The organism is Polynucleobacter sinensis (genome assembly GCF_001595985.1).
Taxonomy (GTDB): Bacteria; Pseudomonadota; Gammaproteobacteria; order Burkholderiales; family Burkholderiaceae; genus Polynucleobacter; species Polynucleobacter sinensis.
On sequence record NZ_LOJJ01000018.1, the window covers coordinates 354,048 to 372,134 of the forward strand.

An 18,087-nucleotide genomic window follows, 5' to 3' on the forward strand; every position below is an offset into this window, starting at 1 on the left:
AGCTTTTAAACGCTCGACTTTAGGAAGCGCATGATTGAGCCTAGTATAGGGAGTTTTTCATATATACCCTCGGCAGGATCCCAGTAGTCAATGTGTGAGCTGATGAGTCCTAGCTCATTAAATTTTAGCCAACTTACACCCCGTAAGTTTTGTGGGTTTGTGTTCCAGCGCTTGAAGCGGAAATGAAATTCCCATAATAGGGATGCCTCAAAATCTTGCCCCACTGCAGATATGATTTTGAAAGATGGATCATCAAGTTGAGAAAACATCTTTGCAAAAATCTTGGCTATTGCATCTCTACCATGAACCTCTTGGAAAGGGTCCTTAAATACCGCATCTTCTGCATAAAGTTTTACTAGATTACTGATGCGATTAATTTGAATATTTTCATATTCAAATTGAATGGTTTCTAGTTGTTTAGTGAATAGATTTGACATTAAATTTTTATAAACTTTTTTAAGATCCAGAAATACATGCTGTATGGAAGAATTCTTAAGAATTTTAAGAAGCGGGTAAATCGCTTGGGAAAGTGAATATCAAATTCACCTCTCTCTAAGCCGCGGGCTATTTCTAATGCTGCCTCTTCCGGGCTAATGAGGGCTGGCATTGCAAAATCATTTCGTGCCGTAGCGGGTGTAGCGACAAAGCCGGGGGATATGAGATGAACACTAACGCCTTTTGGATGAAGGTCATAGTAAAGAGATTCCGCGAAGTTAATGAGCGCTGCCTTGGTTGGTCCATACGCTAGTGATTTGGGTAGGCCACTGTATCCAGCCACGCTAGACACTAGGCCAATGTGTCCATTACCCTGTCGGATAAATTGTGGAAGCATTTCCCCCAATACCCGCATGGGGCCGAGTAAATTGGTGTTGACGGTATTAAACACGATTTGATAGTCAAAATCACTGGCACGCATGGGCTCATATATGCCAGAGACAAAAAGCAGTAAATCAATGTGCTTCATATTCTCTAAAACATGCTTGGATGCCTCTTGAATGGAACTTTCACTATTCACATCCAATGAAATGACATCTACTTTGGAGGAGGGTGCATTGTTGTGTAGGCAGGCAGCTTTAAGGGATTCCAGTGCGTCAATTCTTCTCGCAGAGAGAATAAGATTTGCGCCATGAGAGTGAAATAGCTTAGCGCAGGCTTCTCCAATGCCAGATGAGGCTCCAATAATCCAAATATTTTTATTCTGGAAGCTTCCAAAGCGAGGATTAAGATGACTCATAAGGGTTTTTCTAAGGTAAATTGAATCACATCAATATCTTTTTCGGCAAATCCTGCGGCACAGTACATCAAGTAGAAATTCCATAGGCGGATGAACCTATCGCTAAACCCTAGGCTTCGAATGTCATCCAACTTTTGATTAAAGGATTCGCGCCATATCCTTAAGGTTTTTGCATAGTCGTTACCGAAAGAATATTTATCGATCAGTTTTAATTTGGCCTCAGATGCTTTCTTTTCAAAGATAGAGGGCGAAGCAAGCATGCCGCCTGGAAAAACATATTGCTGGATAAAGTCTGTCTCAGCTCGATATTTTTCAAACAAATGATCTTGAATAACAATTGCTTGAATTACCGCGCGCTTCCCGGGCTTTAGGCAGCGATATAGAGTTGCGAAATAATCTGGCCAATATGTTTCGCCAACTGCCTCAAACATTTCGATAGAAGCAATGCCATCGAATTGATCATGACAATCGCGGTAATCCATGAGGACGGCTTGTGCTGATGCAGGCGCATGAGTTGCATTTAGAGTGGAAAACCTATGATCTACAAAGTCCTTTTGCTCGCTAGACAGGGTTAGCCCGGTAACCGTGAGTCCTTTCTCAAGAGCAGTCTCCATGAAGCCGCCCCAGCCACAGCCAATTTCTAGAAGGTGGTCATTTGACTTCCAGTGGAGTTGCTCCAGAATGCGATTGAGTTTATTTCTTTGGGCATCCTGCAAGGTTTGCGCGTCATTGCCGTCAAATAAGGCGCTGGAATACATCATGCTAGGATCCAGCCACAATTGGTAAAACTGGTTTCCTAGATCATAGTGCGCATGAATATTTTTTTTGCTGCCCGCACGCGTATTGCGATTTAGAAAATGCTTTAACTTATAGATCAGGGATCCCAAGAGGGATCCATAAATTAAAGATTCTAGTAATTTGCGATTTTGCAGAGCTAATCGCAAAATGCCTTCTAGATTATTGGTTGTCCAGAGGCCATCGATATAACTCTCGGCAAAGCCAATATCGCCACGATGAATGATCTGCTTGAATACCCTCCAGTCATGCACATTCAATAGTATTGCCTGCTCGGGAGGAAAGTGTTGTAGATCACCCAATTCAATGAGTTGTTGATTGGGGAGGGTGAGATGTAGTCGTCCGCCCTGAATTTTTCTTAATGGGGTCAGGACCGCGTCGATATGTTTTTTAAGCATGAATTATTTGGACTGATTTCTTAAAGGATCTTTCCCATAAAACTGGATTCCCTTAGACCATAGTTTGATGGCTTGCCAATGAATTTTCAAGATAATTCCTATGCTGGAAATCGGAAATTGCAGGATTGCCCGAAGCACGTTTTTTCGACTCAATAACATTTCTTGCCCTGAGATGCTGGTACTTAATTGCAACTGCCCATCAACCCAGTATTCAATTCTAGAAACATTTTGAGCCTCGGAATCCAATTCCTGGCGACGCATGAAGCGGAATAGGTAGTGGCCCTTCACGTCATAAAAAGGGGACACATGAAATGCCTTATCGGTTGTTAGGGGTTCACCGAGGGCAATATGGTTGTTCCGTGTTGATTTCAGTAGGTAGGAGTGGCGACCACCAAAGGTATTGTTGACTTCAGCGAGAATGGCTTTTATTTGCCCAGCAGCATTGTGGCAAAACCAAAAGCTCACCGGATTAAAGGTGTAACCAAGTACTCGCGGAAAAGTGTGCAGCCAGATTTCACCATCAACATCCGTCACATTGAATTTTTTAAGCTCAGATTCAACCCAGACTAGAGAATCGTCGCCGCCAATTCCATGATCGCGATCGTAGAAGGAAATCCAAGAAAAGTGATTGTCTCCAACCCCGTATTGCGAGAGTAAGCCTGGCGATGCCCGACGAGCTTTCATGGGGATGCGGAGATAAAAAACACTGTATCGAAATGCATTAATTTTTGGGCTTGTCCGTTTATGGAGCACTTCGCCAAAACAAATAGAAGCCTGATTACTTTCCATTGGGATTACGTGTGGTTTGAATGACGCGCTTCACTCGCAGGGTCCTTCGATAGGGATTCAATAAGATCGATAGCTACCAGTTCGCCAGACCTCAATCCATCCTCATGAAAACCATAGCCGGACCAGGCTCCGCAAAACCAGGTATGGTTTCGACCTTGAATCATGGGGAGCTGTTTTTGGCTCCTAATAGCCTCACCATTAAATAGGGGGTGGGAGTATTCGATTACGGAATGCGTAAGCTCAGCTTTTGGAATCTGATGTGGGTTTAAGCTGACGATGATGGAATGATTTTGAAGGCGCTTGGGAAGTGGTTGCAACTTGTTTAATAGGTAGTGAACGCAGACGTGCGAGGCAGTATCACTACCTTGTCCTCCGACTGAATTTGATGAGTAATTCCAAGCGGCCCATGCCCGCTTATTGGCGGGCAATAAAGATTCATCGGTATGGACATAGGCTGTATTTCTTTGATAGGGGATCTTAGAAAGTAACTCCCTCTCTTCAGTGCTGGCATTTTCTAGGATTGCTATCGCTTCATCGCTATGGCAGGCAAAAACGATTTCATCAAATTCGAATGTTTTGCCAGACTCAGAAATTAATTGGACATTGCCAGCACCTTCACCGCTTAATCTATTGACACTACGAACTCCATCGTGATGAATGTGAACCCCTTTGGATGTTAGTGCGGATACCAGGCGAGCTACATACTCACGGGATCCGCCATTTACTGTTAACCATTGCGGACGGTCAACGATATTGAGTAGCCCATGGTTATCGCAAAAATGAATTAACGTGTTGATGGGAAATTGCATCATTTCTGTAACAGGGCACGACCATATAGCACCAATCATTGGTAAGAGATACCAATTTCTAAAAGGAGCGCCAAATTGATGCTCATCCAAAAACTCTACAACTGACTGATGTTCTGAATCGAGGTAGGCATCAAATGCAGCGCTTTTCACTATCTTTTTTGCTAGCTTATTAAAGCGAGTGATGTCTTTAAGCATGCCCAAAAAATCTGGATTCGCTAAATTGCGTCTTTGCGCAAATACGCTGTTGAGATCGGTGCCCGCCCATTCAAGCGGGCGTTGGTTTTTACGACCCGTAGGTAATGAAACCGAAAATGACATTTCGGAGTTGGCGATAGGAACATTGAGCTCTTCAAATAGTCGCACGAGCCTAGGGTAGGTGCGTCGATTAAAAACTAGAAACCCGGTATCAATTCCATAGCTTTGTTCATCAAGACTTCCGGGTAGCGCAAAGTCGATGGTATTGCTATGTCCGCCTAAGCGCGCCTCTTTTTCGAAAAGAGTGATCTCAAGATTGGGATTATTCCGCAAATAATAAGCACACCCCAGGCCAGATATTCCCGCACCAATAATGGCTAGCCTCTTTTTGATTTGCATTATTGGGCTTTCTTAGTTCTTTTGGTGAAGTTATGTTTCATACAATTTGAATAATGGACCTCTATGAGGGTCAAGAGGCAGCACACAGAGTCTAAGGCATTTTCTCAAATCTTTCTGATCACTCGAGCATGGTGAGTGCCAATGCTGAGTGCTTTAATGAAGCATCTTCAATGCCTCTAGGTACTTTTCCGGATTCAGTGGCTGACCCTCTCGTTGCGCCTCCCACATGACTTGCCCAAGGCATTCCATCATAGCGTGTTGCGCTTGGTGCTCGGAACCCAATTTTTTAGCAAGTTTTTCTGCTACCTCTTTGATGCCGGGGGGTTGATCAATAGAAATCTGTTCGCTGATTGACAAATGCATTGAAAGATGGAGGAAGGGGTTGGTTTCACCGCGCTCGGGTGTGTAGTCTTGTGTTAGCGCATCTTCAGGATTGCTGAGTAAGTTGTGATATTCCGGGTGCTGAGTCATCCAGTCGCTAGCCAAGGTTTCCATTGGCGTCAGAATATGATTATCAGTTTTCTTCTTCCAGGTATCGCAAAAAAAACGACGCACCTCTTCGCGGGTTGGATTAAATATCGCCACGGACTTTTCCTTTGCCAGTTTTTTGTTTGAAGCTACATAGCGGTTCAACAATGCACTGCTCACACTCGGGATTCCTAGCTTTACATGTGTATCTTCCGTGAAGAATCAGCCAGTGGTGAGCATCTTGTAGGTATTCTTTTGGCACGCGTTTGAGGAGCTGCTCCTCAACCTTTACTACATCTTTACCGGGGGCTAGGCCAGTGCGATTTGATACCCTAAAGATATGGGTGTCAACTGCGATGGTGGGTTGTCCAAAGGCAGTATTGAGAATGACATTAGCTGTTTTTCTCCCCACGCCAGGAAGCGCTTCCAAGGCCTCCCGAGTTTGGGGAACTTCTCCACCATGTTTATCTAGAAGGAGTTGGCAGGTTTCCTGAATATGCCTGCCTTTAGAGTTAAAGAGGCCAATGTGCTGAATATATGGTTTCACTCCCTCTTCACCAAGTTCGAGAAGGGCTTGTGGAGTATTTGCAACTTTAAAGAGCTTCCGAGTGCCTTTATTCACCGATACATCTGTTGCTTGAGCAGAGAGTAGTACGGCAATTAATAACTCGAACGGTGAGCTGTATTCCAATTCAGTTTCAGGCTGAGGGTTATTAGCCTTTAATTGTTCAAAGAAAGCCCGACGCTTTTCGAGGTTCATCATTTCTTTTGTTGCGCCCGTGCAATAGCCGCGGCAATGATTGCACGTTTTCTCTCTTGCTCTTTTCTTGCCTCTTCGGAATCAGGGGACTCCGCATTGATGGCAATCAATTTAGCGGCGGCTTTTTGAGCTAAACGCTCTTCATTGTCGCGTTGCTCTCTTTCTAATCGAACCTCACGAGCGTGGTATCGCGCGCGCGCCTCATCGGCCTGTTTCTGTGTCCACGCATTCCAGCCAGTTTGAGTGCCAGTAACATTAATCATGGAGATGCAATCAACAGGGCAGGGCGGAATGCACAGATCGCACCCAGTGCACCAGTCAGCCAAGACTACATGCATTTGTTTTGATGCTCCCACAATCGCATCGACAGGGCAGGCTTGAATACATAGTGTGCAGCCAATACAGGCCTTGGGATCAATAAATGCCACCGGCCTGGGGCGCTCTAGTCCGTAAGCAGGATCAATGCCTTGATGAAGCTCAAAAGCATCTTGCGGGTAGATGGGGGTGAGTATCTCGCTAAGCCGTTTGATGCCTTCTGTGCCGCCAGGAGGGCAACGATTGGGCAAAACCTTTCCAGAGGCTAGCGCTTGGGCATAGGATCTGCAATCTGGATAGCCGCATTTGGTGCATTGGGTTTGAGGAAGAATATCTTCGAGACGATTTGCTAGTTCTTGTGTCTGCTGGATATTCATTGCGACTTAAGCATTTTAAAACTAGAGGCGCGACCCTCGGGTCGCGCTACTGATTTATACAGCCTTTTTTGTGCCTAATTTAGGAGGTCGAGTTTTTGAGCGCTTTTGCACACCCTGATGCTCGCGTATAAACGATTTAATTTTTGGGTAAACCTTTTCACGCCAACGACGACCAGAGAAGATGCCGTAGTGGCCAGCCCCCGCTACTTCATAATGATCTTTATTCGCTTTTGGAATGCCGGCACACAACGCGTGCGCTGAGCGAGTTTGACCGCTGCCAGAAATATCATCTAATTCACCCTCAACGGTGAGGAGAGCAGTTTTCTTAATATCTTGTGGTTTTACAAGGCTTCCAGCAACTTCCCATGTGCCATTCGGTAGAGCATATTCCTGGAATACTGTTTTAATGGTATCCAGGTAGAACTTGGCATCCATATCCAAGACAGCGTTATATTCATCGTAGAAACGAATATGCGCTTCAGCATCTTGTTCATCCCCACGCACTAAGTTTTGGAAATAATCCCAGTGCGACTGCAAATGATTTTGTGGGTTCATGGCAATAAAGCCGGTATGTTGCAAGAAGCCAGGATAAACCTTGCGACCAGCGCCTGGATATGTTGGCGGTACCTTATAGATCACATGGCTTTCAAACCATTCATATGATTTTTGATCGGCTAAGTTGTTTACTGCAGTTGGAGACTTGCGCGCATCAATTGGGCCACCCATCATGATCATCGAAGCAGGAGTTTTTTCTCCAGCAGAGGCCATTAAGGAGATTGCCCCCAAGGTGGGCACAGTTGGTTGACAGACGGAGATGACGTGTAAATTCTCTGCGCCAATCGTACGGATGAAGTCTTGCACGTAATGAACATAGTCATCCAGCCCAAAGTCACCTTCGTCTGCTGGAACAATGCGGGCATCAATCCAGTCAGTGATGTAAACCTTATGGTCTTGCAGGAGAGTGCGCACGGTATCACGCAGCAGTGTGGAATGATGTCCAGAAAGCGGAGCAACAACCAATACGACTGGATCATCCTTTAATTTTTTGATGACATCGAGATCGTCTGAAAAGCGTTTGAAGCGAATTAGATTGCAAAACGGTTTAGCCAAAATGGTGCGCTCGTGGATGGCCACTTCTTTACCGTGGGCATTTACAGAGCGAATCCCAAATTCTGGTTTTTTGTAGTTTTTGCCTAAGCGATAAAGGAGTTCATAGCTGGCTGCCAGACGATCTGATCCCGGGATCTTAGAGGCTGGATTCGAGGCATTAACAAATGCCTCAGACGCTGCTCGAGCCCATGAGCTTACTGGTTGAAGTAAAGCTTTTTGAAATTCATGTAACTGATATAGCATGCTATCTCCTGGTAATTCAGTGTAACCGCTGATTACGTGCTTTTACGCCAATACGCGGGCAATTGCTTTGGCTACTTTATCAATATTTTTGGTATTGAGAGCAGCCACACAAATACGGCCAGTAGAGAGGGCATAAATGCCATCTTCCTTCTGCAAGCGCTCCACTTGCTCAGCTGTTAGGCCTGAGTAAGAGAACATACCGCGCTGTGCTTCGATAAAGGCAAAGTCTTGCTTTACGCCAGCGGCAGCCAGTTTTTCGACCAGGCCATGACGCATTGCTTTAATGCGATCACGCATTTGGGCTAACTCATCTTCCCAGAGTTGTCTTAGTTCTGGGGAGTTGAGTACAGCGGCAGCAATTGCGGCGCCATGAGTGGGGGGATTTGAATAGTTAGTGCGAATCACGCGCTTCAATTGCGATAGTACGCGAGTTGATTCATCTTTACTTTGAGTCACGATAGATAATGCGCCAACGCGTTCGCCATATAGTGAGAATGACTTGGAGAATGAGCTCGATACAAAGAAGGACATTCCAGATGCGGCAAATAAGCGAACGGCAATACCATCCTGTTCAATACCAGCAGCAAATCCTTGGTAAGCCATATCCAAGAAAGGAATTAACTCTTTTGCTTTGCAGATCTCAATCACTTGACGCCATTGCGCTTCAGTGATGTCTGCGCCAGTTGGGTTGTGGCAGCAAGCGTGGAGCAAAACAGTGGTGTACTTTGGGAAAGACTCTAAAGATTTCACCATGCCATCAAAATCAACGCCACGGGTTTTGCCATCGAAGTAGGTGTATTCAACCACCTCAAAGCCTGCGGATTCAAAAATACCGCGATGATTTTCCCAAGTAGGGTTGCTGATGGCGCAAGGTGCATTCAAATTGAGGCGCTTAATGAAGTCTGCGCCAACACGTAATGCGCCCGTTCCACCTAAGCATTCGGCAGTAACAACGCGGCCATCTTTGACGAGTGAAGAGTCGGCACCGAACAGGAGGTTCTGCACAGCGCTGTTGTAGGGATTTGGACCTTCAATTGGAATGTAGCTACGTGGGGAATGTTTTGCCACAATCGCTTCTTCAGCCTGAATCACTGCCTTTAAAAGGGGTACCTTGCCTTCATCGGTGTAATAAACACCTACACCCAAGTTCACTTTGTCAGCGCGTTGATCGGCGACATAGGCTTCTGTAAGGCCAAAAATAGGGTCTTTAGGGGCTAACTGGACTGAGGTAAAGAGGTTCATTTGCGGGTCAAAAGGGGTGATTTAGGGTGAAGAAAGAGGGGTTTCTAGATTAATTGACGTTAATTTCAGCTAAATTTGGTTTAAATGACTGTTTTTGCGGTCGGATTGAACTTTTTCTAAATAAAAACGGCAAAATCAATGTTTGTACAAAATTCACTGTGCACAAAAACGTACAGATGAAATGATAGCTGAGATGCCTCCTAAGTTGCCCAAAAGTTCCTCAAATTCCAAAGTTGCCGAAACCAAGAAAGGCCCTGCTGCTGATCCATTGGGCGAGGTCGGTCATGATCTGGACCCGGCAAAGTTTGTTTCCTTTCCTGACTCTCCTTTTCAGCTTTATCAGCCATTTCCGCCGGCAGGGGACCAGCCGGCCGCAATTGATGCCTTAGTTGCTGGAATTGAGGATGGACTGACCTTTCAGACCCTTTTGGGGGTAACTGGCTCTGGTAAGACTTTTACGATGGCTAATGTAATAGCCAGAACGGGTCGTCCTGCCATCATATTTGCCCCTAATAAGACTTTGGCGGCTCAACTTTATAGCGAGTTTAGGGAGTTTTTCCCAAAAAATGCGGTGGAGTATTTCGTAAGTTACTACGACTACTATCAACCAGAGGCATATGTTCCGCAGCGCGATTTATTTATTGAAAAGGATTCCTCTATCAATGAGCACATCGAGCAAATGCGACTTTCTGCTACCAAGAGTCTATTAGAGCGTCGCGATGTCATTATTGTCGCAACGGTTTCGGCAATTTACGGTATCGGCAATCCTGGCGACTATCACAGTATGGTGATGACTCTGCGCCCGGGCGACAAGATGAGTCAGCGCGATATTCTCATGCGCTTAATTGCGATGCAGTATGACCGCAATGAAACAGATTTTAAGCGAGGGGTATTCCGTGTACGTGGCGACACGATAGATATCTTCCCCGCTGAACATAATGAATTAGCAGTTCGTGTTGAGCTGTTTGACGATGAGATTGAAAGCCTGCAATTTTTTGATCCACTCACGGGAAAAATTCGTCAAAAAATTCCTCGTTTTACGGTGTATCCAAGTTCGCACTATGTCACTCCACGCGATACTGTTCTCAAAGCGATTGAAACCATTAAAGCGGAGTTGCGGATTCGTCTCGATGAGTTTGTAAAGGATGGCAAGCTAGTGGAGGCTCAACGTTTAGAACAGCGTACCCGCTTCGACTTGGAGATGCTTAATGAATTAGGTTTTTGTAAGGGGATCGAGAATTACTCTCGCCACCTCTCCGGAGCCATGCCTGGCGAGGCGCCACCGACTCTTGTTGATTACCTGCCAAATGATGCCTTGATGTTCTTGGATGAGAGCCATGTTCTTATTGGTCAGCTCAATGCAATGTACAACGGTGATAAATCTCGTAAACATACTTTGGTCGAGTTTGGTTTCCGCTTGCCCTCTGCGATGGATAACCGTCCACTCAAGTTCACTGAATTCGAAACTAAAATGCGCCAAACTATTTTCGTGTCAGCAACACCTGCTGATTATGAAAATCAGCATACGGGTCAAGTAGTGGAGCAAGTTGCTAGACCTACGGGATTGGTGGATCCTGAGATTGAAGTCTTACCAGCCAGCTCGCAAGTTGACGATTTACTCAGTCAGATTCATGAGCGCGTCAAAGTGGGTGAACGGGTTTTAGTAACTGTCCTTACAAAACGCATGGCCGAGCAGTTAACGGATTATTTGTCTGATAACGGCGTGAAGGTGCGCTATGTCCATTCGGATATTGATACGGTTGAACGCGTTGAAATTTTGCGTGACCTCCGTTTGGGTGTTTTTGACGTGCTAGTAGGTATTAATTTATTAAGAGAAGGGCTGGACATTCCTGAGGTATCTCTCGTAGCGATTTTGGATGCGGATAAAGAAGGTTTCTTGCGCTCTGAGCGTAGCTTGATTCAGACAATTGGCAGGGCGGCGCGAAATGTTCGTGGCAAGGCAATTCTTTATGCCGATCGTATTACTGACTCCATGAAGCGGGCCATGGGCGAGACGGAGCGTCGTCGCACCAAACAGATCGCTTTCAATAAGGCCAATGGGATTGAGCCAAGAGGGGTTCAAAAGCGCATCAAAGACATTATTGATGGCGTCTACGACGTCAAAGAAAAGCGTTCTGAACAGGCAATCGAGCAAGAGCGGGCTCGCTATGAGGAAATGAGTGAAAAGGATCTCGCGGGCGAAATTAAGCGCTTGGAGAAGCAAATGAACTCTGAAGCCAAGAATCTTGAGTTTGAAAAGGCTGCTGCCACCCGGGATCGACTCACGAAGGTGAAGGAAATGGCTTTTGGTGCACGTTCTCGAGATGCGGTTTAGTGGTGAAACCTCCATTTCTGTGGCTTGTAGAGCTGTTTTAGGCTCTTTTGTTAATTCCCGAGCAGAATGGTGGGGTATATGGTAAAGTTGAGTGGAATGGTTGGGTATTACCCACCCAACTGTTAGCTGTCCATAACAATCCATTACCAAGGTGACATATGAGACTTACAACTAAAGGTCGTTTTGCAGTAACCGCAATGATTGATTTGGCCCTGCGTGAAGCGCATGGCCCTGTAACTTTGGCTGGGATCAGTCAAAGACAAAAAATCTCTCTTTCTTATCTTGAGCAATTGTTTGGCAAATTACGCCGTTTCAACATTGTTGAAAGTACCCGTGGGCCTGGCGGGGGTTATACCCTGGCGCGCAAGCCTGAAGAGGTAAGCGTTGCTGACATTATTGTCGCAGTAGACGAGCCATTGGATGCCACTCAATGTGGTGGAAAAGGTAATTGCCACACCGATGAAGAAAATCATGGGCGCTGTATGACTCATGACCTTTGGACAAATCTCAACTCCAAAATGGTGGAGTACCTCAGTTCTGTTTCATTGCGTGATTTGGTCCAGCAGCAAGAAGGGCGCGGCGTAGTTTTGCATGATTTGCGCCCCAAAAAAATGAAGCCTGAGGGTGCTAAAGCTGAAAAGCTCGTGCCCGCAGTTGCAGTAAAGAAGGAGATTGCCCCTAAGCGACCTCTCGTGAATTCCGTTTTCAATCTAGCTCAGCAGAGTTAACCAATCGATAAATACATCATGAACGCACCTTACGATATTCCTCAGCAACCAGTGTCTATGTTTAGTCCAAAACACTTTCCTGTGTACATGGATTATTCGGCTACTACGCCAATTGACCCGCGTGTGGTTGATAAGATGTTGCCTTATCTGCGTGAGCAGTTTGGTAATGCAGCTTCTCGCAGTCATGCGTATGGCTGGGCGGCAGAAGAGGCGGTGGAGTGGGCGCGTTCAGAGATTGCCCAGCTAGTTCATGCGGACCCAAGAGAGATCGTATTTACCAGTGGCGCTACTGAGAGTATTAATTTGGCACTCAAAGGTGCTGCGCATTTTTATAAAGATCGCGGCAATCACATTATCACCGTCAAGACGGAGCACAAGGCAACTCTAGATACTTGCCGCGAGCTTGAGCGCGAAGGGTATGAGGTTACTTACTTGGATGTTCTTCCGAATGGCTTAATTGATTTTGCACAACTGGAAGCCGCCATGAAACCAGGCACAATTTTGGCTTCGGTAATGTATGTCAATAACGAAATTGGTGTTGTGCAAGATATTCCACGTATTGGTGAGCTTTGCCGTTCACGTGGTGTAATTTTTCATGTGGATGCAGCACAGGCAACTGGCAAAGTCGAGATTGATCTAGAGAAAATCAAAGTCGATTTAATGAGTTTTTCAGCTCATAAGACCAATGGTCCAAAAGGGATTGGCGCCTTATACGTGCGTCGTAAGCCGCGCATTCGTATTGAGGCGCAAATTCATGGTGGCGGTCATGAGCGCGGCATGCGTTCTGGCACTTTGGCGGTTCATCAAATTGTAGGTATGGGCGAAACATTCCGTATTGCCAGGTTAGAAATGGCTGAGGAAAATAAACGTATTCGCGCATTGCGTGATCGCTTACTTGCGGGCCTCAAGGATATTGAAGAGGTCTACGTGAATGGCGACATGGAGCACCGCGTACCTCACAACTTAAATATCAGCTTTAACTATGTTGAAGGGGAATCGATGCTGATGGCGCTCAAAGATTTGGCAATTTCATCTGGATCTGCGTGTACCTCGGCTTCCTTAGAGCCCTCGTATGTATTGCGCGCTCTCGGCCGTAACGATGAACTGGCTCATAGTTCAATTCGCTTTACTCTGGGACGCTTTACGACTCAGGAGGAGGTTGATTTCACAATCAAACTGGTGAAAGAAAAGATTGCGAAGTTGCGTGAGCTTTCACCTTTGTGGGAAATGTATAAAGACGGCATTGATCTGAGCACAATTCAGTGGGCTGCCCACTAAGCAATTTAGTGATAACGAACAGTTAATAAGGAAACATCATGGCATATAGCGATAAAGTAATTGATCATTATGAGAATCCCCGTAACGTTGGCTCTTTCGCCAAGGGTGATGATCAGGTAGGTACTGGAATGGTAGGCGCGCCTGCATGCGGCGACGTGATGAAATTGCAAATCCGTGTGAATGACCAAGGTGTGATTGAGGATGCGAAATTCAAGACATATGGTTGTGGCTCCGCGATTGCATCCTCTTCATTGGTAACCGAGTGGGTTAAAGGCAAGACATTGGATCAGGCTTTGGAGATTAAAAATTCTTTAATTGCAGAGGAATTGGCTTTGCCTCCAGTAAAGATTCACTGCTCCATCTTGGCTGAGGATGCAATTAAAGCCGCGGTTGCGGATTACAAAGAAAAGCATCCCACTAAGTAAGTGTTAATCCAGATAAGCGATTAAAGAAGATAAGTGAATTATGGCTATTACCTTAACTGATAAAGCGGCAAAGCATGTCCAAAAGAATTTAGACAAGCGCGGCAAGGGCTGCGGCTTGCGCCTGGGCGTTCGCACTACTGGTTGCTCGGGTTTGGCCTACCAACTAGAGTATGTTGATGAGGCTGCTCCAGAGGATACGATGTTTGAATCTAACGGCATCAAGGTATTTGTTGATCCAAAGAGTCTCGCTTATTTAGATGGCACTGAGTTGGATTTTGTGCGTGAAGGCTTGAATGAGGGTTTTAAATTTCAAAACCCGAACGTAAAAGACGAGTGCGGTTGTGGTGAATCCTTCCGCGTCTGATAACTACTTCCGATTTTTTGGTTTAGAGCCGCAATTCAATATCGAGTTGTCCGCGCTCGATCAAGCGTACATGGCGATTCAAAAAGAAGTTCATCCAGATCGACACGCTCGTGGAAGCGATGCGGAGCAAAGATTGGCTATGCAAATGGCAACTTTCGCTAATACGGCCTTCCAAACTTTAAAGAATCCTATCCAACGCGGTCTATATCTTTGTAAGCTCCATGGAGTGGATGCTCGCTTAGAGACCAATACTGCTATGCCAGCTGTTTTTTTGATGAAGCAAATGGAATGGCGCGAAAGTTTAGAAGAGCAAGAGGATGATCTCAATGCCTTAGAGGCCCTTGCTGATGAAGTGAATAACGCTAAAAGAGAAACTCTCTCCGAAATTATCCAGGCTATTGATGTAGCCAAGAACTATGAACGGGCCGCTGAGTTACTGAGAGGTCTACTTTTTATTGATAAGTTTGCTCTTGAGCTTGATGATGCTATCTTGGCCTTGGTATAGCTTTAAACTTGAGTCCCCATGGCCTTATTACAAATCTCTGAACCCGGTAAATCTCTAGCTCCACATCAGCGGCGCATTGCTGTTGGCATTGATTTGGGCACTACAAACTCCCTTGTTGCCTTAGTGCGAGATGCCTTGCCCAAAGTGCTGCCTGATTCTGAGGGGCGTGAGTTACTGCCCTCGGTGGTACGCTACCTTCCAGGTGGAAAGACGCAAGCGGGGTTTGAAGCGCTTGAGAGCGTAGTTTCTGATCCGAAAAATACAATTGTTTCGGTAAAGCGCTATATGGGTCGTGGAATTGTGGATGTTGAGCATATTGAAAGCGCTCCATACGACTTTGTTGATGAGCCTGGGATGTTAAAGCTCAGAACAGTTGCTGGCGACAAGAGTCCAATTGAGGTTTCCGCGGAAATCTTGGCGCGTTTGCGCCAGCTCGCGGAAGACTCTGTAAATGATGACATTGTTGGCGCTGTCATTACAGTGCCAGCTTATTTCGATGACGCTCAGCGTCAGGCAACTAAGGATGCCGCAAAGTTGGCTGGCATCGAGGTGTTGCGCCTTCTGAATGAACCTACAGCAGCTGCGATTGCCTATGGCTTGGATAATGCCTCCGAGGGCATATACGCGGTATATGATCTTGGTGGCGGCACCTTTGATATATCGATTTTGCGCATGAGTAGAGGAGTCTTTGAAGTCCTCTCTACCGGTGGCGACTCTGCATTAGGCGGAGATGATTTTGATCATCGCTTGTATTGCTGGGTGATTGAGCAGGCTAAACTGCCGCCTCTATCGATTCAGGATCACCGCAAACTATTGCTTTCTTGCAAGCATGCAAAAGAGCAGTTGAGTCACAACCCTTTGGCGCGCGTTCACGAAACCCTGGCTGACGGCACTGTTGTGAATGTGGGCGTTAGTCAAGCGCAGTTTTTTGAAATTACACAGAACCTGATCAATAAGACCTTAGTCGCCGTGAAGAAAGCTTTGCGTGATGCTGGGTTAACAGCCGATGAAGTCAAGGGCGTAGTGATGGTCGGTGGGGCAACCCGTATGCCCAATGTGCAAAGAGCCGTTGGCGATCTCTTTGGCACTAAGCCTCTAAATAATTTAAATCCAGATCAGGTGGTAGCTTTAGGTGCTGCTATGCAGGCAGACCTTCTCGCTGGAAATCAAAGCAAGGATGATGAGTGGCTCTTGCTTGATGTGATTCCGCTTTCTCTTGGTATTGAAACCATGGGGGGCTTAGTCGAAAAAATTATTCCTCGGAATACGCCGATACCTGTCGCGCGTGCACAGGATTTCACGACATTCAAAGATGGTCAAACTGCATTGGCAATTCAGGTGGTGCAGGGAGAGCGTGAGTTGGCGCAAGACTGTCGATCTCTGGGTAAATTTGAATTAAGGGGTATTCCTCCGATGGCTGCAGGTGCTGCGCGCATTCGAGTTACCTTCCAGGTGGATGCTGATGGCTTGTTATCGGTTAGTGCGACAGAGCAGGGTTCTGGGGTGCAGGCCTCAATCGACATCAAACCATCTTATGGCCTCACTGATGCCGAGATAACCCGCATGCTGCAAGATGGATTTGCATCAGCCAAAGTGGATCTATTAGCCAGATCTTTACGAGAAGAGCAGGTGAATGCGCAGCGTTTATTGGATGCTGTGCAAACTGCCTTAGATTCTGATCGTAGTCTGTTGGACGCTAAGGAGCAGGCTGCAGTTGATGCAGAGATGGCAACCTTAAAAATGATTCTTTCGCATGAGACTGATAGTGCCGTTTTAAGAAAAGCGGTTGATCATGCCGCCAAGGCTACTGATGACTTTGCTCAAAAGCGTATGAATGCAAGTATTCAGAGGGCTTTATCTGGTAAAAATGTTGCTGAAATTTAATTAAAGAAAATATTAAGATGACTCAGATCGTTGTTTTACCCCATAGCGAGTATTGTCCTGAGGGCGCAGTCGTTGAAGTGGCTCCCGGTACTTCAATCTGCGAAGCGTTATTAGAAAACGACATTCCAATTGAGCATGCATGCGATATGGTGTGCGCTTGTACTACTTGTCACGTGATTGTGCGGGAGGGTTATCAGAGTCTCAATGCTCCTGATGATAATGAAGAAGATTTATTGGATCGCGCTTGGGGTCTTAATCCCCAGTCTCGCTTGTCTTGTCAAGCAATTGTTGCTCGTGAAAATTTAGTGATTGAGATTCCAAAGTACTCCATTAATCATGCAAAAGAAAATCACTGATTGATCCTTACCCTCAAGAGAGCAGGAATGAAAAAAGCCACCGTGAAGGTGGCTTTTTATTTGATCAAGCGATCAAGCAGTCAATCCAAGCATTACTTTCCGCAAGGGAATACGCCCTCCAAAAACTTCAATATGGTTTCTGCAGCTGGCTTGGGGCCATTAGCTGGATTTGCATTTGCCCAGGCGATATATTCATCAACTACCTGGATACGGGTTGGTGCAGGCTGTTTAACACAAATCTTGCTTGGCGCAGTCTTTGGGTTGCGAGTTGCTAAATAAGTGTCGTAAACAGCTTGACCATAGATCTGGCAGGTCACGTTAGTACCGCCTTCACCGGTGCAATATTGCAATAGCTCACTTGTAGTAGTTGCATTAGCAGCTTGCATGCTGGTTGCCAAACCGAATACAAAGGTGGCGCCGATTAATAATTTCTTCATATTTATTCCTTTAATTAATTTTATCTATTCAATGTGTAGGTCAGATGGAATTAACGGCGACCGCCGCGGCCACCACCGCCGCCAAACCCGCCGTGGCCACCGCCACCGCCAAAGCGTTCGCCACCGCCATCAAATCGTGCGCCGCGAGTATCACCGAAGCCACCGCCACCGCCAAAGCGATCACCGCCAGAGCGATCGGCGCCACTGAATCTATCTCCGCCGCCAGAGCGATCGCCAATATTGCGATCCCCGCCACCAGTCCGGCTTCCCGCGCGGTCTGCGCCAGCACGATCGCCTGCACGATCGCCACTACCAATATTGCCAGCTCGATCACCAGTACGATTGCCGCTTAAGTCGCCACGCTGAAGATTCTGGCGCAGTTGATCACGCTCCGCGTTACGACTAGCGGCAGTTCCACCGCCACCAAGGTTTGCATTACGGCGCTGTGCGTCTGGTTTCCAAGCATCGTTGCCACTTCGATTGCCAGACCAGTTGTTATTTGTATTACGGTTGAAATTATTAAAGTTATTGTTATTGATAGTGAGGGAGTTCCCGCCACCGCCCCAGCCACCACCCCAGTGGCATCCGCCCCAAAGTGCTGCACCAACAGCCATGCCAACACCAAAAGAAAGTAGTGCTGT

General features: G+C 46.3%; 19 protein-coding genes and 1 pseudogene. 8 read left to right on the forward strand and 12 right to left on the reverse strand.

What is annotated here, in order from left to right:
- Nucleotides 1–5: 5 nt before the first annotated feature.
- The 10 genes from AOB49_RS11690 to AOB49_RS11735 all read right to left on the reverse strand — a co-directional run bounded on the left by AOB49_RS11690 (nt 6) and on the right by AOB49_RS11735 (nt 9,134).
- On the reverse strand, nt 6–437 hold the full coding sequence (locus AOB49_RS11690; protein WP_062311281.1) for a nuclear transport factor 2 family protein: 432 nt from the start codon (nt 435–437) through the stop codon (nt 6–8).
- Nucleotides 437–1,234, reverse strand: coding sequence for an SDR family NAD(P)-dependent oxidoreductase (locus tag AOB49_RS11695; RefSeq protein ID WP_062311282.1), 798 nt, complete (start codon nt 1,232–1,234; stop codon nt 437–439). The genes AOB49_RS11690 and AOB49_RS11695 overlap by 1 nt, the downstream gene beginning before the upstream one ends.
- Complete coding sequence (locus AOB49_RS11700; RefSeq protein WP_062311284.1) at nt 1,231–2,427, reverse strand: SAM-dependent methyltransferase; 1,197 nt, start codon at nt 2,425–2,427, stop codon at nt 1,231–1,233. The genes AOB49_RS11695 and AOB49_RS11700 overlap by 4 nt, the downstream gene beginning before the upstream one ends.
- A 3-nt stretch (nt 2,428–2,430) precedes the next feature.
- Nucleotides 2,431–3,216 carry a DUF1365 domain-containing protein gene (locus tag AOB49_RS11705; RefSeq protein WP_062311286.1) on the reverse strand — a complete coding sequence of 262 codons (786 nt, stop codon included), beginning with the start codon at nt 3,214–3,216 and terminating at the stop codon, nt 2,431–2,433.
- A 5-nt stretch (nt 3,217–3,221) separates the two neighbouring features.
- Nucleotides 3,222–4,619 (reverse strand): NAD(P)/FAD-dependent oxidoreductase, encoded by a 1,398-nt coding sequence (locus AOB49_RS11710; protein WP_062311288.1) that lies wholly within the window; start codon nt 4,617–4,619, stop codon nt 3,222–3,224.
- 153 nt (nt 4,620–4,772) lie between these two features.
- Complete coding sequence (locus AOB49_RS11715; RefSeq protein WP_062311347.1) at nt 4,773–5,198, reverse strand: DUF1841 family protein; 426 nt, start codon at nt 5,196–5,198, stop codon at nt 4,773–4,775.
- Nucleotides 5,191–5,847: an endonuclease III gene (gene nth / locus AOB49_RS11720; protein ID WP_062311290.1), complete on the reverse strand. Its 657-nt coding sequence runs from the start codon at nt 5,845–5,847 to the stop codon at nt 5,191–5,193. Before nth ends, AOB49_RS11715 begins: the two co-directional genes overlap by 8 nt.
- Entirely contained in the window at nt 5,847–6,539 is a 693-nt protein-coding gene (gene rsxB, locus AOB49_RS11725) for an electron transport complex subunit RsxB (RefSeq protein WP_062311292.1), read from the reverse strand. Before rsxB ends, nth begins: the two co-directional genes overlap by 1 nt.
- A 54-nt stretch (nt 6,540–6,593) precedes the next feature.
- A complete protein-coding gene (locus tag AOB49_RS11730) occupies nt 6,594–7,892 on the reverse strand; it encodes a polyhydroxyalkanoate depolymerase (protein WP_062311294.1) in 1,299 nt (432 codons plus the stop codon).
- Between the two features lie 42 nt (nt 7,893–7,934).
- Entirely contained in the window at nt 7,935–9,134 is a 1,200-nt protein-coding gene (locus AOB49_RS11735; RefSeq protein WP_062311297.1) for an amino acid aminotransferase, read from the reverse strand.
- Between the two features lie 181 nt (nt 9,135–9,315).
- On the opposite strand from AOB49_RS11735, the gene uvrB reads away from it, so the two are divergent.
- The 8 genes from uvrB to fdx all read left to right on the forward strand — a co-directional run bounded on the left by uvrB (nt 9,316) and on the right by fdx (nt 17,009).
- Nucleotides 9,316–11,469: an excinuclease ABC subunit UvrB gene (uvrB, locus tag AOB49_RS11740; RefSeq protein WP_245640681.1), complete on the forward strand. Its 2,154-nt coding sequence runs from the start codon at nt 9,316–9,318 to the stop codon at nt 11,467–11,469.
- 158 nt (nt 11,470–11,627) lie between these two features.
- Complete coding sequence (locus tag AOB49_RS11745; RefSeq protein ID WP_062311299.1) at nt 11,628–12,197, forward strand: Fe-S cluster assembly transcription factor; 570 nt, start codon at nt 11,628–11,630, stop codon at nt 12,195–12,197.
- An 18-nt stretch (nt 12,198–12,215) separates the two neighbouring features.
- On the forward strand, nt 12,216–13,475 hold the full coding sequence (locus AOB49_RS11750; protein WP_062311301.1) for an IscS subfamily cysteine desulfurase: 1,260 nt from the start codon (nt 12,216–12,218) through the stop codon (nt 13,473–13,475).
- 38 nt (nt 13,476–13,513) lie between these two features.
- Entirely contained in the window at nt 13,514–13,900 is a 387-nt protein-coding gene (gene iscU, locus AOB49_RS11755; RefSeq protein ID WP_062311303.1) for a Fe-S cluster assembly scaffold IscU, read from the forward strand.
- 40 nt (nt 13,901–13,940) lie between these two features.
- Nucleotides 13,941–14,264 carry an iron-sulfur cluster assembly protein IscA gene (gene iscA / locus AOB49_RS11760; RefSeq protein ID WP_062311305.1) on the forward strand — a complete coding sequence of 108 codons (324 nt, stop codon included), beginning with the start codon at nt 13,941–13,943 and terminating at the stop codon, nt 14,262–14,264.
- Nucleotides 14,242–14,769: a Fe-S protein assembly co-chaperone HscB gene (hscB, locus tag AOB49_RS11765; RefSeq protein ID WP_062311307.1), complete on the forward strand. Its 528-nt coding sequence runs from the start codon at nt 14,242–14,244 to the stop codon at nt 14,767–14,769. Before iscA ends, hscB begins: the two co-directional genes overlap by 23 nt.
- A gap of 18 nt (nt 14,770–14,787) precedes the next feature.
- Nucleotides 14,788–16,653, forward strand: coding sequence for a Fe-S protein assembly chaperone HscA (gene hscA / locus AOB49_RS11770; protein ID WP_062311309.1), 1,866 nt, complete (start codon nt 14,788–14,790; stop codon nt 16,651–16,653).
- 17 nt (nt 16,654–16,670) lie between these two features.
- Nucleotides 16,671–17,009, forward strand: a complete 339-nt coding sequence (fdx, locus tag AOB49_RS11775) for an ISC system 2Fe-2S type ferredoxin (protein ID WP_062311311.1) — start codon at nt 16,671–16,673, stop codon at nt 17,007–17,009.
- A gap of 92 nt (nt 17,010–17,101) precedes the next feature.
- Here the strand turns inward: fdx and AOB49_RS11780 are convergent, their stop codons facing one another.
- Together AOB49_RS11780 and AOB49_RS12200 are read right to left on the reverse strand one after the other, a co-directional pair.
- Nucleotides 17,102–17,446 (reverse strand): Rap1a/Tai family immunity protein, encoded by a 345-nt coding sequence (locus AOB49_RS11780; protein WP_062311313.1) that lies wholly within the window; start codon nt 17,444–17,446, stop codon nt 17,102–17,104.
- 50 nt (nt 17,447–17,496) lie between these two features.
- Nucleotides 17,497–18,087, reverse strand: a pseudogene (locus AOB49_RS12200) (hypothetical protein); the annotation flags it as partial.

What these genes read in the sequence shown, in the direction of transcription:
- AOB49_RS11730 (WP_062311294.1), bottom strand. Translation starts at nt 7,892, where the DNA reads ATGCTATATCAGTTACATGAATTTCAAAAAGCTTTACTTCAACCAGTA.
- hscA (WP_062311309.1), top strand. Translation starts at nt 14,788, where the DNA reads ATGGCCTTATTACAAATCTCTGAACCCGGTAAATCTCTAGCTCCACAT.
- iscA (WP_062311305.1), top strand. Translation starts at nt 13,941, where the DNA reads ATGGCTATTACCTTAACTGATAAAGCGGCAAAGCATGTCCAAAAGAAT.
- fdx (WP_062311311.1), top strand. Translation starts at nt 16,671, where the DNA reads ATGACTCAGATCGTTGTTTTACCCCATAGCGAGTATTGTCCTGAGGGC.
- AOB49_RS11750 (WP_062311301.1), top strand. Translation starts at nt 12,216, where the DNA reads ATGAACGCACCTTACGATATTCCTCAGCAACCAGTGTCTATGTTTAGT.
- AOB49_RS11745 (WP_062311299.1), top strand. Translation starts at nt 11,628, where the DNA reads ATGAGACTTACAACTAAAGGTCGTTTTGCAGTAACCGCAATGATTGAT.
- rsxB (WP_062311292.1), bottom strand. Translation starts at nt 6,539, where the DNA reads ATGAATATCCAGCAGACACAAGAACTAGCAAATCGTCTCGAAGATATT.
- nth (WP_062311290.1), bottom strand. Translation starts at nt 5,847, where the DNA reads ATGAACCTCGAAAAGCGTCGGGCTTTCTTTGAACAATTAAAGGCTAAT.
- AOB49_RS11780 (WP_062311313.1), bottom strand. Translation starts at nt 17,446, where the DNA reads ATGAAGAAATTATTAATCGGCGCCACCTTTGTATTCGGTTTGGCAACC.
- uvrB (WP_245640681.1), top strand. Translation starts at nt 9,316, where the DNA reads ATGATAGCTGAGATGCCTCCTAAGTTGCCCAAAAGTTCCTCAAATTCC.
- AOB49_RS11695 (WP_062311282.1), bottom strand. Translation starts at nt 1,234, where the DNA reads ATGAGTCATCTTAATCCTCGCTTTGGAAGCTTCCAGAATAAAAATATT.
- AOB49_RS11690 (WP_062311281.1), bottom strand. Translation starts at nt 437, where the DNA reads ATGTCAAATCTATTCACTAAACAACTAGAAACCATTCAATTTGAATAT.
- AOB49_RS11705 (WP_062311286.1), bottom strand. Translation starts at nt 3,216, where the DNA reads ATGGAAAGTAATCAGGCTTCTATTTGTTTTGGCGAAGTGCTCCATAAA.
- AOB49_RS11700 (WP_062311284.1), bottom strand. Translation starts at nt 2,427, where the DNA reads ATGCTTAAAAAACATATCGACGCGGTCCTGACCCCATTAAGAAAAATT.
- AOB49_RS11735 (WP_062311297.1), bottom strand. Translation starts at nt 9,134, where the DNA reads ATGAACCTCTTTACCTCAGTCCAGTTAGCCCCTAAAGACCCTATTTTT.
- iscU (WP_062311303.1), top strand. Translation starts at nt 13,514, where the DNA reads ATGGCATATAGCGATAAAGTAATTGATCATTATGAGAATCCCCGTAAC.
- AOB49_RS11710 (WP_062311288.1), bottom strand. Translation starts at nt 4,619, where the DNA reads ATGCAAATCAAAAAGAGGCTAGCCATTATTGGTGCGGGAATATCTGGC.